The organism is Rhizobium cauense (assembly GCF_019511525.1).
Taxonomy (GTDB): Bacteria; Pseudomonadota; Alphaproteobacteria; order Rhizobiales; family Rhizobiaceae; genus Rhizobium; species Rhizobium cauense.
Genome location: NZ_JAEUAT010000023.1, coordinates 52054 through 66797, shown reverse-complemented (window position 1 = coordinate 66797; position 14744 = coordinate 52054). Strand labels below are relative to the sequence as shown.

The 14744-nt window shown below is 56.9% G+C and carries 14 protein-coding genes; 12 read left to right on the top strand and 2 right to left on the bottom strand.

The window, feature by feature from the left end:
• Positions 1-203: 203 nt before the first annotated feature.
• Positions 204-1145: a non-homologous end-joining DNA ligase gene (ligD, locus tag JNB88_RS29210; RefSeq protein ID WP_222858176.1), complete on the bottom strand. Its 942-nt coding sequence runs from the start codon at positions 1143-1145 to the stop codon at positions 204-206.
• 398 nt (positions 1146-1543) lie between these two features.
• Here ligD and JNB88_RS29205 point away from each other — a divergent pair, with 398 nt between their 5' ends.
• Both JNB88_RS29205 and JNB88_RS29200 read left to right on the top strand, forming a co-directional pair.
• A complete protein-coding gene (locus JNB88_RS29205; protein ID WP_220358503.1) occupies positions 1544-1885 on the top strand; it encodes a hypothetical protein in 342 nt (113 codons plus the stop codon).
• Entirely contained in the window at positions 1885-2700 is an 816-nt protein-coding gene (locus tag JNB88_RS29200; protein ID WP_220358502.1) for a nucleotidyl transferase AbiEii/AbiGii toxin family protein, read from the top strand. The genes JNB88_RS29205 and JNB88_RS29200 overlap by 1 nt, the downstream gene beginning before the upstream one ends.
• Before the next feature lie 163 nt (positions 2701-2863).
• On the opposite strand, the gene JNB88_RS29195 is transcribed toward JNB88_RS29200, so the two are convergent.
• A complete protein-coding gene (locus JNB88_RS29195) occupies positions 2864-3148 on the bottom strand; it encodes a DUF982 domain-containing protein (protein WP_220358501.1) in 285 nt (94 codons plus the stop codon).
• A 468-nt stretch (positions 3149-3616) separates the two neighbouring features.
• Between JNB88_RS29195 and JNB88_RS34245 the strand changes: the two genes are divergently transcribed.
• The 10 genes from JNB88_RS34245 (at position 3617) to JNB88_RS29150 (ending at position 13997) form a co-directional block, all read left to right on the top strand.
• Positions 3617-3742 carry a hypothetical protein gene (locus JNB88_RS34245; RefSeq protein ID WP_262928098.1) on the top strand — a complete coding sequence of 42 codons (126 nt, stop codon included), beginning with the start codon at positions 3617-3619 and terminating at the stop codon, positions 3740-3742.
• On the top strand, positions 3735-4634 hold the full coding sequence (locus tag JNB88_RS29190; RefSeq protein WP_220358500.1) for a Hint domain-containing protein: 900 nt from the start codon (positions 3735-3737) through the stop codon (positions 4632-4634). The genes JNB88_RS34245 and JNB88_RS29190 overlap by 8 nt, the downstream gene beginning before the upstream one ends.
• Before the next feature lie 560 nt (positions 4635-5194).
• A complete protein-coding gene (locus JNB88_RS29185) occupies positions 5195-6232 on the top strand; it encodes a cytochrome c oxidase subunit II (RefSeq protein WP_223217374.1) in 1038 nt (345 codons plus the stop codon).
• Positions 6229-8739: a cytochrome c oxidase subunit I gene (gene ctaD / locus JNB88_RS29180; RefSeq protein ID WP_220358499.1), complete on the top strand. Its 2511-nt coding sequence runs from the start codon at positions 6229-6231 to the stop codon at positions 8737-8739. Before JNB88_RS29185 ends, ctaD begins: the two co-directional genes overlap by 4 nt.
• 1 nt (position 8740) lies before the next feature.
• The gene (locus tag JNB88_RS29175; RefSeq protein ID WP_420832228.1) at positions 8741-9124 is read left to right on the top strand and encodes a hypothetical protein; all 384 of its coding nucleotides are present in this window, start codon (positions 8741-8743) and stop codon (positions 9122-9124) included.
• Positions 9121-9747, top strand: coding sequence for a cytochrome c oxidase assembly protein (locus JNB88_RS29170; RefSeq protein ID WP_220358498.1), 627 nt, complete (start codon positions 9121-9123; stop codon positions 9745-9747). The genes JNB88_RS29175 and JNB88_RS29170 overlap by 4 nt, the downstream gene beginning before the upstream one ends.
• Positions 9744-10784, top strand: coding sequence for a c-type cytochrome (locus JNB88_RS29165; RefSeq protein ID WP_220358497.1), 1041 nt, complete (start codon positions 9744-9746; stop codon positions 10782-10784). The genes JNB88_RS29170 and JNB88_RS29165 overlap by 4 nt, the downstream gene beginning before the upstream one ends.
• 71 nt (positions 10785-10855) lie before the next feature.
• The gene (locus JNB88_RS29160; RefSeq protein WP_220358496.1) at positions 10856-11290 is read left to right on the top strand and encodes a DUF2231 domain-containing protein; all 435 of its coding nucleotides are present in this window, start codon (positions 10856-10858) and stop codon (positions 11288-11290) included.
• Between the two features lie 44 nt (positions 11291-11334).
• Positions 11335-12687, top strand: a complete 1353-nt coding sequence (locus JNB88_RS29155) for a PQQ-dependent sugar dehydrogenase (RefSeq protein ID WP_223217381.1) — start codon at positions 11335-11337, stop codon at positions 12685-12687.
• Positions 12688-13163: 476 nt separating this feature from the next.
• On the top strand, positions 13164-13997 hold the full coding sequence (locus JNB88_RS29150; protein WP_220358494.1) for an LssY C-terminal domain-containing protein: 834 nt from the start codon (positions 13164-13166) through the stop codon (positions 13995-13997).
• Positions 13998-14744: the final 747 nt, after the last annotated feature.

Here is a 14744-nt window from a genome sequence, read left to right as displayed (position 1 = left end):
CAAGGCGATTGCTAAATTGACGAGCCGTAATTAGCGTCGCCTCGACGAAAAGCTGTAGCAGGAAGGGCACAGTTGCCGCCTTCGTACGGTGCGTTACAGTCTGAAAAATCTTCCGGCTCCGTTATCTGGCGGCATTTGTTTTGCGTTCACGCCTTCGCTTGTGCCCGGTTTACACGCAAGAGCCTGAAGGCATTCACTGCGTGCTAGTGCTGCATGCTTAACTGAAAGACCATCGCGTTGTCCTGCGTCTCACGAAGCCCCTTATACGATGCGTGGCGCAGCTTTCCGTCATGTGTCCACGCCCGGTACTCGATCTCTGCGATAAGCGTTGGCTGCACCCAGACTACATTCTTGCGCCGGCCCTCGTATTTCACCGGCGGCGTCTTTCGCTTGATCCTATCGAGCGTCTTGCGGAGATATTCAGCACTTGACTGGTTGAAGCCTGTCCCGACGGAACCAACATAGACCCAATCGTCTCCCCTGCGAGCTGCCACGAGTAGACTGCCTATCCCTCCCCTCGCAACCATCGAATGCTCATAGCCGACGACGATGAAACTGTCGCTCGGGATGCATTTGATCTTGACCCAGTCGCCGAGGCGACCAGAGCGGTATGTGCTGTCCTTGCGCTTCGCGATGATGCCTTCGAGACCGCGTGAGCAGGCCGCCGCGAAGACCTCCCGGCCGTCGCCATCCACTTCTTCCGACAGCCGAATTGCCCGCTCCTCATTCTTCAGGAGAGACTCGAGGAAGACCCTGCGACCGGTGAGCGGCGTCTCACGGATGTCGTGGCCGTCAAAGTAGAGGAGATCGAAAGCGAACATGATCGCGTTGCCCGCAGCAAGCTTGCCACCTCGCCCGCCAAGCGAGTTCTGCAGCCTTCCGAAGTCCGGGCGGCCTTCCTCGTCGAGCACCACAGCTTCACCATCAAGGATGGCGGTGCCTACGCCGAGGTGCTTGGCAGCGTCTTCGATGCCGGGGAAGCGGTGCGTCCAGTCATGACCGCCGCGAGTGAGAATCCGAACATCGCCATTGTTGAGGTGAACCGCGACCCGGTATCCATCCCACTTCACCTCGTAGGTCCACTCAGGACCAATTGGCGGACTGGGTTTGAGAAGCGCCAGGCAAGGCTCAATGCGAGCCGGCATCGGATCCAAGAGGAGCTTTGGCTGAGAAGGGTCGCGCGGTTTCCGCGGCCGGGAGCGAAGCGGTTTGTCATCGGCAAGGAGCGGTCTAGAGGGAGGGATTTAGCCATGCATGCACAACATTAGAAAGAGCGAAATAAAAACTTGAACAGGCTTTTGTCCAGAATTAGGCAGCAACTGCCACCTGTCTCTGTTGCGGTAAACTCTCGGATCAGCGTGTATTCGTATGATTCAGAACGTCACAGACCATGCCGGCGCGGGACCTAGGAGTCGATGGGTTTTGTTGTGATAGATTCAGGCTGGTGAACTCGGACTGATAATTTGCGCTTTTCACCACAAACATAGATACTTGATGAGTATCCGGGATACGCCTATATTGTCCGCATGTAGGAGTTGTAACCATGTCTGCAAAAGAACGCATCAAGAAGTACCGGAAGACTGGAGGAGCGTCTGATCTCGTGAGGGTGGAGGTTCTCGTTCCCAAAGCACGTAGAGATGAGATCGTGAGTGCAGCGGCTGAATTGCGCTCTGCGCATCGGGATGAAAAGAGTCGTCTTGCGGAATTTATCAGGATTGCGACCGAGAGGTATGGGCTAAGAGTTTTCGATAACATCGACATCGAAAAGCTGAATGATCTACCGCAGAAGGTGCGAGTTGTCGCCAATGCCCTTATGGAGCGCGGCGATGCGAGGGCTTATGCGATGGGACGAAGAATGGTCGTTCAGCTAGGAGACGGGCGCTGATGGCACTAACGCGGATCCAGAAAGAAATCATGGCCTCCATCGCCGGAAACAGGTCTGACACCAGTTACGTTGCTGGCGGCTTGGTTTTGAACATGGATTGGCCACGGATGTCCGATGACATTGACATCTTTCATGATACCGACGAGGAAATTGGTGTCTCGGCGGATACTGATATCGCGAAATTAGAGGCTGACGGTTTCAAAGTATCGATTGAAGTCAACGTTTACGGTTGCGTTGAGGCAAGTGTAATTCGCGACGGAGAACGCACCCTTGTTCAATGGATGAGCGAGACCCGGACACGCTTCTTCCCACTGGTGAGGGATGATGAGTGGGGATCGCGCCTACACCCGTCCGATCTTGCAGTGAACAAGGTGATTGCCGCGTCTACGCGGACGAAAGCTCGGGACTATGTCGATCTGCTGATGATCGAAAACTACATGTGCCCGTTGGGGCCAGTAATTATGGCCGCAGCAGGTAAGCCTCCCTACTTCTCGCCACTGCGTATCGTCGATGAGATTCGTCGTAAAGCGTTGTCCGTCACGAATGAGGACTACACGACGGTTCGCGGCCTACCTTCTGATTGGACTGCCGCAGTGATCCGCGACGAGCTTATTATTGCTCTTGATTACGCAGAGAACTACCTGCGCAATGCGCCCCCAGAACTCGTAGGGATTTTGGCCATAGACATTTCCGGCGTTCCGTTGGAGGTCTATGACCTTAGCGCCCCTGGGGTCGGGTATCGAAAAGCGACTTCCGAGCCTGAAGTGATACCAGATTTGCCTGAAGCGGGCAGTTGCTGGGGGGATCTAGCCTAACCTATTGCACGAGTGGGCAGGGTGTTCTCCTCACATCTATAGGCTGGTGGCAATTGCTACCTAATTCCGCTTTTGTCGCTGGTTAATCTTCATCTGCGCCCTTAGGTGGGCGCACGTTCACCTGACTCTTCAGTGGCCCCGCCTAGCCCGCGGGGTTCTTTTTTTAGCTCGCTTTTTTCATCTCGACCTCGTCATCGGGCAGCACGTGCATGCCGGCCTTGTGGGCGGCATCAACAAAAGCTTGCCGGGCAGTGTCGGCGTCAACATACCACTCTATCGCTTCCATCGAACGCCAGAGCGCGGTGTGGAAAGTGCTATCCTGTTTCGGCCACTTCCCGCCCATGAGCATGCCTACCAGGTCCTGGACGGTATCGGCATGCCGGTATTTCCCGGTTCCATCCAATTCTACGTCGAGAGGCTTAATGAAAACGGGAAGGTCTACGTCCATTCCAAACCTCCTTTACACGGCTGAATCATCAAATGGCGGCCGATTGGCTTTCGTCGAGATGACTCGAAAATTTTTATATTAGGCGGAACTGATGGGCCGCGCCAAAGTTGAATCTGGGTGTCGAGTTCCCCGCTCGTGCACGTCCCAACTAAGCCCAACTGCCCCGCTTCCACAGCGGGGCTTCTTTTGTCACGTCGGGCATGGAACGTAGGAGGGTTTCAGGGCGCAAGACCGGCACACTCTCCTGTGCTACTAGAGCGTGAAAGAGGTCAGAGAACTGCTGCAAACTCCGGGCCGATGCCTTCGATCTCTCTATCAGGAGCTTGGCCGGACTACGGGTTACTGACTCCTGTCATCCGAAAAACTGAGATCTACGACTGAAGGCGCAACCACCATCCTCGCCTTCGGTACGCCGATGGCGAATGTCAGGTCATTCTCAAAGCAGCCGCGATCCGCGAGGTTCAGGAGATGGTTATCGAACTTGAGTTTGGCGCAGCTACGCCTTTTAGCTGGCTGGCGAGCGAAGGCGTGAAACGTATTCTTTATCAAGGGGATGGCCTCATCCTTTCATTAGAGGAGCGTAATATTGTCTAGCGTTAAAGATCCAAATTTGCCACGCAACACTGCACGGAGACATTTTCTCGGAGTCGCCACTGCCGCCGGAGCGCGCATTGCCGGTGTTGCCGCCTTGGCCACAATAGCTTCACAGTCCCCAGCAAGCGCCCTAGGGCGGCTTTGGGGGCGGGGTCACTCAGGTGGAGGCGGAAATGGCTCAGGCGGCAGTGGCGGTTCAGGCGGCGGCGGTAGTTCGGGTGGAGGCGGCGGCTCCAATTCAGGCGGTGGCGCGCAATGCTTTCAGCGCGGGACGGCGATCCTCACGGATTGCGGCGAAAAGGCTGTCGAGGATTTGCGCGTCGGAGATCGCGTTATCCTCCCGGACGGCAGCAGCCGCCCCATCAAGTGGGTCGGTCTCCAAGTCTTCAAGAAGAGCGGCGCGCGTTGGCACGAAGGTGTTGTACCGATCCGAGTGGCACGTCACGCGTTGGGCGCGGGCACGCCACATTCCGATCTCTACCTCTCGCCCGGCCATGCGCTGTTCCTGAATGGCGTTCTGATACGTGTGAGGGATCTCGTCAACGGCACGACTATCGCGCCGGTCGTTCCGGCTGATGACGCGTCGATCGAGTACTATGCCGTCCTGCTCAATACCCACGAAGTTATTTTTGCCGAAGGTGCCGCGGCCGAGACTTTCCATCCGTCTGAGAGCAATCATGAGAACTTTTCGAATTTTGCGGAGTATAAGCGCCTCTATGCCGAGGAGCGCACCGTCATGACATCCTACGCGACAGTCTTGGGCGAAGAAGGCGGATGGCAGCACCTGAAGGCCCTTCTCCTTCTCGGTGCTTCGCCTCTAGTGCCAATTCGTGATCCGTTCGAGGAAGTCTGCGGAAAGATAAACGAGCAAACGACAGAGCTCCAGATGTAACGGGCCGCGTTGCGCTCTCCCGTCGCGGGCGAGAAGGAAGTGGCCCGCGCTGCTGGTTGCCGGGGGGCGCCGTTCCCTAAGCAATCGGCGCGTTTGGGGTGGCGCCGCAAGCATGGTGCTCTGCCGTTGCTCGGCGTGTCTCCGCGAAAGCTCGTGTCGAGAAGCGCGTCCAATCGACGACGACTAGCGAGGCGGCTCCTTGATCGCTTCATGCGGACCGCCTGAGCGCGCAGAGCGACCGTCGGCGTTTGAGTTCCAGGGCTTAATTCGGTTCGCTGGCATTGTACGGCGACGAAAAGCTGGGCGAAGCTCGCCTAGATAAGGGACGCAACGACCAGGGCGTCCTTCCGTTTCGCAACCCGCCGGCGCACGATTAGATGGTGCTTGCCCCCCACCATTCCCGAACCGAAATCTGAGTTTGCACGGCCGCCTATCCGGAAAATCATCCGATCCGGCGTGGCGGCACCCTGGCCGCTGCTATCTGAGGCACGCCTTTAGCTCTCTCCCGACGAACCATTCTGTCAAGAGAGAGTTCTAGCTTCAGGTGCAACCTGAGGAGCTTGCCCCCTCTGGCCCCCTGCTCCATATCGAATGTTTCCGGCACGAAAGGGAAGAACCTGACAATTCTACGACATCTTCTTCCCTTCGCCGTGCTCATGCTCGCAGGCTGCGGCGGGCAACAATCTGCTCTCGAACCGGCCGGAAAGGAAGCAGAAGCGGTCTATCGTCTGTTCATCGTCATGGTTATCGGCGGCGCCGCAATTTGGTTGGGCGTCGCCGCGCTGTTCCTCCATGCGGCGCGCCATCGGGAAACCGTGTGGGCGCCAGAACAGGCAAGCGCTCTGATCGGTTGGGGTGGCGTGGCTTTGCCCGTCGTCGTGCTCCTGGGCTTACTCGGCTATGCCGTCTGGCTTATGCCTGCGATCCGTCCCTGGACTGCCGTCCCGGAAAGTAACGGGGCTGTTGAGATCACCGGGGAACAGTTCTGGTGGCGTGTTCGCTATCCGAGCAAGGATGGCCTGCCAGGCTTCGAGACCGCTAACGAAATTCGACTGCCCGTTAATCGTCCTGCGGCTTTCTCTCTGAAGGCAACCGACGTGATCCATTCGTTCTGGATACCGAGTTTGGGCGGAAAGATGGACATGATCCCGGGCAGGACGAATTTCCTGACCCTCGTTCCGACGCGAACCGGCATCTTCCGCTCGCCATGCGCGGAATTTTGCGGCACGTCACATGCCTATATGGCGCTCTCCGTTATTGTCATGGAAGATGAAGAATTCGCCGCCTGGCGCAGTCGCCAGATAAGCGGCCACGGTGAAACTGACGATCACGGTCGAGACTTGATCCAGCGTCATGGGTGCCTTGGGTGCCATTCGTTGCGAGGCCAAGAAATCGCAGGGCAAACCGCACCAGACCTAACACTTGTGGGTTCTCGTCAGTCCATCGGCGCCGGATCTCTTGCCAATAGTACTGAAAACATAGCGCGTTTTATCCGTTCGCCAGCGTCGGTGAAGCCTGGCGCAAAGATGCCCGCGTTCGACATGCTGCCGCCGGGCGATATCGAAGACATGGCACGTTACCTCGGAGGGCTCAAATGACAATTGAGCCGCCGCCGGCAAAAAGCCTCGACGAGCAAGAAGAGGAACTGCGTCGGGTCTGGGCCAATCCGAAGGGGTGGCGATACTGGACCTCTGTCAACAACACGCAGATTGGCCTTTGGTACGGATCGGCAGCATTCACCTTCATGTTGTTTGCCGGGATCCTTGCCCTTTTGGTCCGTCTGCAACTCGCTTTTCCCGACAACGACTTCCTCACTGCCGATTTCTTCAATCAGGCCTTTACGCTGCACGGCACGGTAATGATGTTTCTTTTCGCCGTGCCGATCTTTGAAGCTGTTGCCATCTTCCTCCTGCCTTCCATGCTCGGAGCGCGCGAGCTACCCTTTCCGCGGCTTTCGGCTTTCGGTTTTTGGAGCTTCGCGCTTGGCGGCGTCTTTGTTTGCGGCTCAATTTTCTTCGGAGCAGCGCCGAATTCCGGCTGGTTCATGTATCCGCCTCTTGCAACTGACAAGGAATACTCCGGCATCGGCTCCGACATTTGGTTGCTTGGCCTTTCCTTTATAGAGGTCGCTTCGATCGCAGCAGCGGTAGAGCTTATAGTTGGCATCATGAAATGTCGGGCACCAGGCATGCGCGTCAACATGATGCCGCTCTTTGCCTGGTATCTTCTGATCGTCGCCGGCATGATCCTCTTTGCCTTTCCGCCTCTGATCGCCGGAGATATCCTCTTCGAGATGGAGCGGATGTTTGACTGGCCATTTTTTGACGCAGAGCGTGGTGGTGATCCCCTGCTCTGGCAGCACCTCTTTTGGATCTTTGGACATCCGGAAGTCTACATCATCTTCCTTCCTGCGATCGCACTGATGGCAATGATTGTGCCGACATTCTCCCAGCACCCCATCGTTGGCTACTCCTGGATTGTGCTTGCTGCTGTCGGGACCGGTTTCCTGAGTTTTGGCCTGTGGGTCCACCACATGTTTACCACCGGCATGCCCCAAATTTCGCTCGCCTTCTTCTCAGCCGCTTCCGAAGCCGTTGCAATCCCCACCGGTGTTCAAATCTTTGTTTTCATTGCTACCATGCTGGCCGGCCGGGTTATCCTGTCCACGCCCATGCTCTTTGGCGCGGGAGGGCTGGCGATCTTCGTCATCGGTGGATTGACAGGAGTAATGGTCGCGCTCGTTCCCTTCGACTGGCAAGCTCATGACACCTACTTCATCGTCGCACACCTGCATTATGTGCTCATCGGCGGCATGCTCTTTCCTGTGACGGCAGGCATCTACTATTACTATCCGTTGATCAATGCACGGAAGCTGTCCGACAGATTGGGTAGAATTTCATTCTGGCTCATGTTTATCGGCTTCAATGTTGCCTTTTTCCCGATGCACTTGACCGGCCTGCGTGGCATGCCCCGACGTGTCTTCACCTACCCCGCCGATGTCGGCTGGGACCTTTTGAACCTGATCTCCACGATCGGTGCCTTTGTCTTTGCGGCTGGCGTCGGCCTCATCGTCGTCGACATCCTGCGGCCAAAACATCGTCAGCCTAAAGACAAGATGAATCCCTGGAACGCCGGAACGCTGGAATGGATCAGCGAGCCGGAGGAAAATTGGGGCGTTCGCTCCATTCCCATCATCCATAGCCGTTATCCGCTCTGGGATCAAAAAGGGTTGAGCGAGGATATCAGGAGCGGACGGTTCTACCTGGCTGATGTTGAAAACGGGGAGCGCGAGACCCTTGTTACATCCGTTCTCGATGCCGAGCCGCAGCAGTGTCTAAGGGTCGGAGGTACCTCATATCTCACGATCATCTCGGCATTGTCCCTCGGTGGCGTTTTCATCGCGCTGACATTTCACTGGTGGGTGGTAGCCATTGTCTGCGCGATCGTGACGCTCGCTGCGATCCTCATCTGGTTGTGGACGGGTACCGGTAAAATTCCTCGGCAGAACGTGAGGGATATCGGGCTTGGAAAGCAGGTGCCGCTTTACGCATCCGGTCCTTCTTCGGTCGGTTGGTGGGCAATGTTCATCACGATGGCCGGAGACGGCACGGCCTTTGCCAGCCTGATGTTCGGCTATTTTTTCTACTGGACCATCCACGTTGACTTCACCGCAGGTCTGCCCGGCCCTGGTCGCAGTTGGCCTCTTTCGGCCGGCGCGCTCTTCGCTCTGGCCTGGCTCGCAATGCTGCTCGCCCGGCAAGCCAACACGAAGAACAAACTGCTGCTGGCACGGCTTTCTCTGATTTTCTCCATGGTCGCCACAATCGCGGCTTGTATCGCTGGCCTGATGGGGCCCTATCTGCACAACATGAATCCTACTGCCCATGTCTATCCGGCAATAGTCTGGATCCTTGCGCTGTGGACGGTCGTGCACGGCGGTGTCGCGATAATCATGCAACTCTATTGCCTGGCCGGGAGCTTTGCCGGTCGTCTAACAGCAGCATTCGATGCCGACTTGCGTAATGTGGTGCTATACTGGCACTTCCTCATAATCACCGCGCTTACCTCCTTCGGTGTGCTCGGTCTCTTCCCGGGACTGAGGTGAGATGATGCGATTGATCCCCAAGCAGGTCGAAACCCTCTGGACCTTGTTTACGGGACCGGTCGTCTGGGCTTTGCATTTCCTTGCGTGTTATTCCGCAGCGGCAATTTACTGTGCCAAGGCAGGGCAGGCCACCTTCTCCTTTGCGACACTTCGGCTGAGCCTTGCCGCCATCACCGCTGGGGCCCTCCTCGCTATTCTTGTCGCAGCTTGGCTCGCGTGGCGGCAATGGGGGTTTGGTACGGGCGATCCCCCGCATGACCAATCAACTCAGCAGGATCGCCTGTTCTTCCAGGGCTTCGCAACCCTGCTGCTGTCCGGCCTTAGCTTCGTTGCAGTCATCTTCGTGTCAGTTCCACTTGTGTTCATCGAGGTATGTGCCCGATGAAAACAACGTCCCTCACCGTGGGTCTCACCATCCTGTTTTTCGCGCTCGTGCTTCTTGCTTTGACCTGGAGCAGCGGGTCACTCCTGGCCCATATGGTTGTGCATATGATGATCGTTGCCATTGCCGCTCCATTCCTAGCGGTCTCAATCAGTCGCAGCCAAGTCGGCTCCACCATAAAACCAAGCTGGCTAGGCCCGCTACTCGCCTCAGTGCTCGAACTGTTGGTGGTATGGTTCTGGCATTTACCTGCCGCAAGACGATGGGCTGAAACCCGCGCAGATGCCGTGCTTGTGGAACAGATCAGTTTCGTTGGCGCCGGAATGATTTTGTGGCTGACATGCTTTCGGCCCCTTGAGGAAGGCGGGCAGCGCATGGCAGGCGTCATCGGGCTTCTCTTCACATCCATTCACATGACACTGCTCGGCGTGTTGCTAACGCTATCCCCTCGGCCCCTTTATGGCGCGGGCGACATCACCTGCCTTGGCATTCCACTGAGCCGATCGGTTGATCAGCAACTCGCCGGCGTTGTCATGCTTCTGATCGGAGCGGCAGCCTACCTGATCGGCGCGGTCTTTCTACTTGCGGAGGTGCTGAAGCCCGAATCTTCGGAGCGCTGCCGATGAAAATGAACTGGAAACGGGTTCTTGTGGCACTGTCCGCGCTCGCCGCAGCTGCTCTGCTTTTCGCATTTTCGGGTTTTCTGCATGTTCGAGCCAGCACCGGTCACTGGCGCATAACCGACTGGTTCTTGCACCAGGTCATGCGTTCGTCTGTGCGGACAGCGGCACTCGGTATTCAATCTCCTCCCTTCAAGCCAGGCATGCTGCCGATGGCGGCTGGGCACTACGAGGTAGGCTGCGCGGGCTGTCACGGGTCCCCCGTCATGCCCCGTCCGGCCGCTGCAACCCGCATGCTTCCGCCTCCACCAGACCTCAAAAACATTGCGGCTGACTGGACCGATGCTCAACTCTTCGAGATCGTCCGACATGGCGTGCGCTATACTGGCATGCCTGCCTGGCCAGCCCCCGAACGTGAGGATGAGGTTTGGGCGATGGTGGCTTTCATCCGGCAGTATTCGCAAATGGACAGCATCCTCTACCGGAAACTGAGTGGCTTTGCGGCCTCTCAATCATCCCAGTTCAACGCGATCCTATTGGCTTGCAAGGGATGTCACTCGTCAGATCGCCTCGATATCGATAGCCTCATCCCGTCGCTGGACGGACAGTCGGAAGCCTACCTGCGCGATAGCCTTGAAGCGTTCGTAGGGGGACAACGTCCAAGTGGCATCATGCAGGCGGCATTGTCGCTGACGTCGCCTGAAGATCGTGGTCGACTGGCGGCATACTTCGCCGCAAGTGGTGTCACTGCAGCTCCGCGCTCCCAAACGCTTGAAGCAGGAAGGCTGCTTGCCGAGCGAAGAGACAACGGCCGTAACGTCCCCGCCTGTATTGCCTGTCATGACACGAAGGCTGCGAACAAAGCCTATCCGCGCCTCGCCGGACAGCCGTCGGCCTATATCGAAAACCAGTTGCGTCTCTTCAAGACGGGAAGCCGGGGTGGCGGACCTTATCAGGAGATCATGACCAAAGCTGCAGCCAGTTTGAGCAACGATGATATTCTGGCGCTTGCAAGGTATTACAGCTCACTCCCGCGTAATTGAGATATCCCATTGGAACAAAATGGCTTCTGATCCGTAAGATCGAATAGACATCCTTGCGTCGGGACACAGCCATGCAGATCTCAGAGACCTATTCCGTCGGATACCCGCTACAAAGGCTGTTTGTTCCTATCCCCTTCGTAAGCTTTGGCCTGGCACTCGCAACTGACATTGCGTTTTGGCAAACCGGGAACCTCATGTGGCAGAATTTTTCGGCATGGCTTTTGTTTGCCGGCGTGGTTTTCGGCATAGTCGCCCTTCTCGCGGGCGTCATCGATCTGCTGCGCCCATCGACCCGCCTGTTGCGAGCCTCGCTTGCTGAAATCTTGGGCTTCTTGGTTATGATAGCGCTGGCTATCATCAACAGCCTGGTGCATGCAGGGGATGGCTGGACAGCTGTCGTTCCGAACGGACTTGCACTCTCAGCCGCGACCTTCATTGTGAGCCTCATCACGCTCATTTTCGCAGCACGCTCGCAGCGCGTACTGAAGTGGAGGGCAGCAGCATGACCGGATCGGTGACCCGTTCAATCGCAATTCTTTTTGCTTTTACGATGACCCTTGCCGGATGCAACCAAGCGGCCGACGATTTCGATACGTCTCAGCAGGTCGGTCCTGATCCCGTCCTACCCGAACCAACAACCGAGCTGCTGCCGGACTTGAAAGTCGCTGAGGTTGTCGGATGGAAAGACGACCAAACTCCGACCGCTGCCGAAGGTTTGAAGGTGACTGCCTACGCAAGGGACCTCGTCAATCCGCGTACCGTCCATACACTACCGAACGGCGACGTGCTGGTTGTCCAATCTCGGGCTCCCAAAGGCGAGCCACAGTCCCGGCCGAAGGACATCATTCGCGATTGGATCATGACGATCGCACACGGAGGTGGTGGAGAGCAAAAGGAGAGCAACATCATAACGCTCCTGCGCGATACCAACCGCGATGGCGAGGTAGACGAGCGCCACGACCTGCTCAAGAAGCTGAACTCCCCATTCGGTCTAGCCTGGGTTGACGATACGCTTTACGTTGCCGCAGCAGACGCCATCCTCGCCTATCCCTATGCGCTTGGACAAACCGAAATTACCGCTCCGCCCAAAGAACTTGCTCCGCTTCCAGGCGGCCCCATCAACCACCATTGGACCAAGGACCTCGCGCTCAGTCCTGACGGGCGTTTTTTATATGCATCGGTCGGCTCAAACTCCAATATCGTCGAGAATGGTTTGGAAGCGGAGAAGGGACGCGCGGCCATCTGGCAGGTGGATCGCCAGTCGGGCGCGTCCCGTCTATTCGCCTCGGGGCTTCGCAATCCGAACGGACTGGCCTTCAATCCCGAAAGCGGCGTTCTGTGGGCAGTTATCAACGAGCGCGATGAACTCGGTCCAAACCTCGTGCCGGATTACGCAACATCAGTTACCGACGGCGGATTTTACGGGTGGCCCTGGAGCTACTACGGCAATCATGTGGACGCTCGCGTTCATCCAGAGCGGCCTGATATGGTGGAGAAGGCGATGAAGCCCGATTACGCGCTGTCCAGCCACGTCGCGGCCCTTGGTCTGACATTTTCGCTGAACTCCGCTCTACCTGCTCCATTCGCCAACGGGGCGTTTGTTGGAGAGCATGGCAGCTGGAACCGCAATTCCTTTAACGGGTACAAGGTTATCTTTATTCCCTTCCAAAATGGCCGCCCGTCTGGAAAGCCTCAGGATGTTCTGACCGACTTCATCAAAGGCGAGGCGGCCCGGGGCCGTCCAGTCGGCGTTGGCATAGACGGAACGGGCGCCTTGCTGGTCGCCGATGATGCTGGAAATACCGTTTGGCGTGTTGCTGCCGCTGACGGCACTGTTTCGCCTCGGCCAGTTGGAACGGATCAGATGCCAGGTGACGCGGCCACCCAGCCAGCGGGTCTCTAATTCTCGCCATCGTCCCGGTTTTCTGAGCGGCGGAGCGCAGCGGGACGCAACTTCGACTGTTACACGCCAGAAGTCTCGCAATTCCCGAACCAGGCGAAATTGTCGTCACTTGGGCCCACGGGCGCGTCTACTCCGCGTGCCTTGCTGCTCAATCCGATGTAGAAGTTGGGAGGCCACCGATACAATGACTAACCCCGCCCGAGTAGCCTCCCTTATCCTTCCAGGAGAGTGAAGGATAGTGAGACTCTAAGGCGGGCGAGGCTGCCAGCAATCGGACCAAAGTCTGGTCGGGGAAGTTGGTACGGTGGCGAACGGGAATGCAAGCACCATGTGCTGGCACGTCAACTTCATGCCAGGGCGCAGGGTGCGCGCCGCCATATGGCTGGACAAGAACGATGCTCTGAGAATAGTTTACATCGCCGGAGGTCGGCCTATTGAGGCAGGCGTGTCGCTTGCCCCAATCTCGGAGGACTGCGATGAGATTGGTGAAGCGGATACTCCAGCGGTGCCTGATTTTTCTGCTGGGTGCACTCAGCGTTTGGCTCATAGTGTTCGTTGTTTTCGATACCGCCGACCACAGGCTTCCGTGGATAGTTGCAGTGTGTGTTACGTATGGGTTGGCTGCCTATTTCATTCTACCGAACGTTGTCCGCCTTGGTCTGAAACTTCTTCACCGTGGCATCATCCCAAGTTACACCATCTCGTCTGATGGTCTGCCTGGCGATCCCGTAAACCTTGTCCTGATCGGCACCCTAGAACACCTTCGCCAGGCTTTCGCGCTAGCGGGTTGGTCAACTGCTGACGATCTCGGTATTACAAGCTCACTGAGAATGGCACGGGCGTTTTTGACGAACTCCCCCTACCCCACCGCACCATTCAGTACTTTCTACCTCTTTGGCCGACGCCAGGACATTGGGTTTCAGGAGCCTATCGACAACAGCCCTCGCAAAAGGCACCACATACGCTTCTGGGCGCTTGGCCTCGCCCATTCCGAAGACGACATGACCGATGCAAGCTTCTGGTTGAACACCGAAAAGCCGTCCGCCAGCCAGCCGGTGCTGTGGGTTGGAGCGGGCACGCGAGATACCGGCCTATCATTGACCTGGCTGACGTTTCAAATTACCCATGCCACCGCTCCAGACACCAACGCCGAACGCAACTACATCATCAGTCACCTGACGGAAGCACGCGTAATTGGGGATGTTTCACTACACGGGTCAGGCACGCGCTTGATGCCGGCGAAAGTGAACCATTATATCACAGACGGCGAGATCGCTCTTGCCAATCTGACGGTTGGCACGAAGGCCTAAGGACTGCGCAAGCTTTGTCGAGTGCATCAATTCGATGAACGACGGTGCCTATGCTATCAAGCTTTCGCCGCAACAATAGATTGGCCATATTCAAGATCCAAGTGCCTTTTTGATCGCGAAGGCGCATTGATCGAGGACATGAACGTTCCTGACATGATCACGCGCGCGCGTCTTTAAGTTGTCTCGAACGCGATAGGCTTAGATAGACACGCCGACCCGAGATCTGAGACAAGGGGTGCCATCTGCTCCCTAACGGGAACTAATCTCTTCCACTCTTGTTCTTTGAGTGGATGCCAACCCTCCGGCATCCATTCCTGTAGAAAGGCCCCGCCTCCACAGCCAGCGGGGTCTTTCTCATGATACGCAGCGTGACCCCCTTTTCGGACGTCGGGCTACACTTCCCAGGCAGAATTCGCTGACGGCTTGCTGTCGAACTGGACATAGCCTGCCTTGCATCTTCCCCTTGCTCCAGACTCGACCGGGTCTCAACCCTGGTTTCATGCTTTGAAACCCGGAGCTGGAGTTTTTCCTTCCCGCCCGAAATCCCCTGCATCTCAGATATGTATCGTCCGGATGGAACTCTTGATCCATTGTGCAGTTACAGCTCGACAAGCGGTTGATTGTGCTAGGCCAATCTCGTCCAAGGTCGCAACGGCTGGGTAATAGTCTGGCCACGGTAAGGGGCCTCCAATAATGAAGCTCCAACGATTAATCAGAGCAAGCGCGCAAGGCGCCGATGTACGTGTT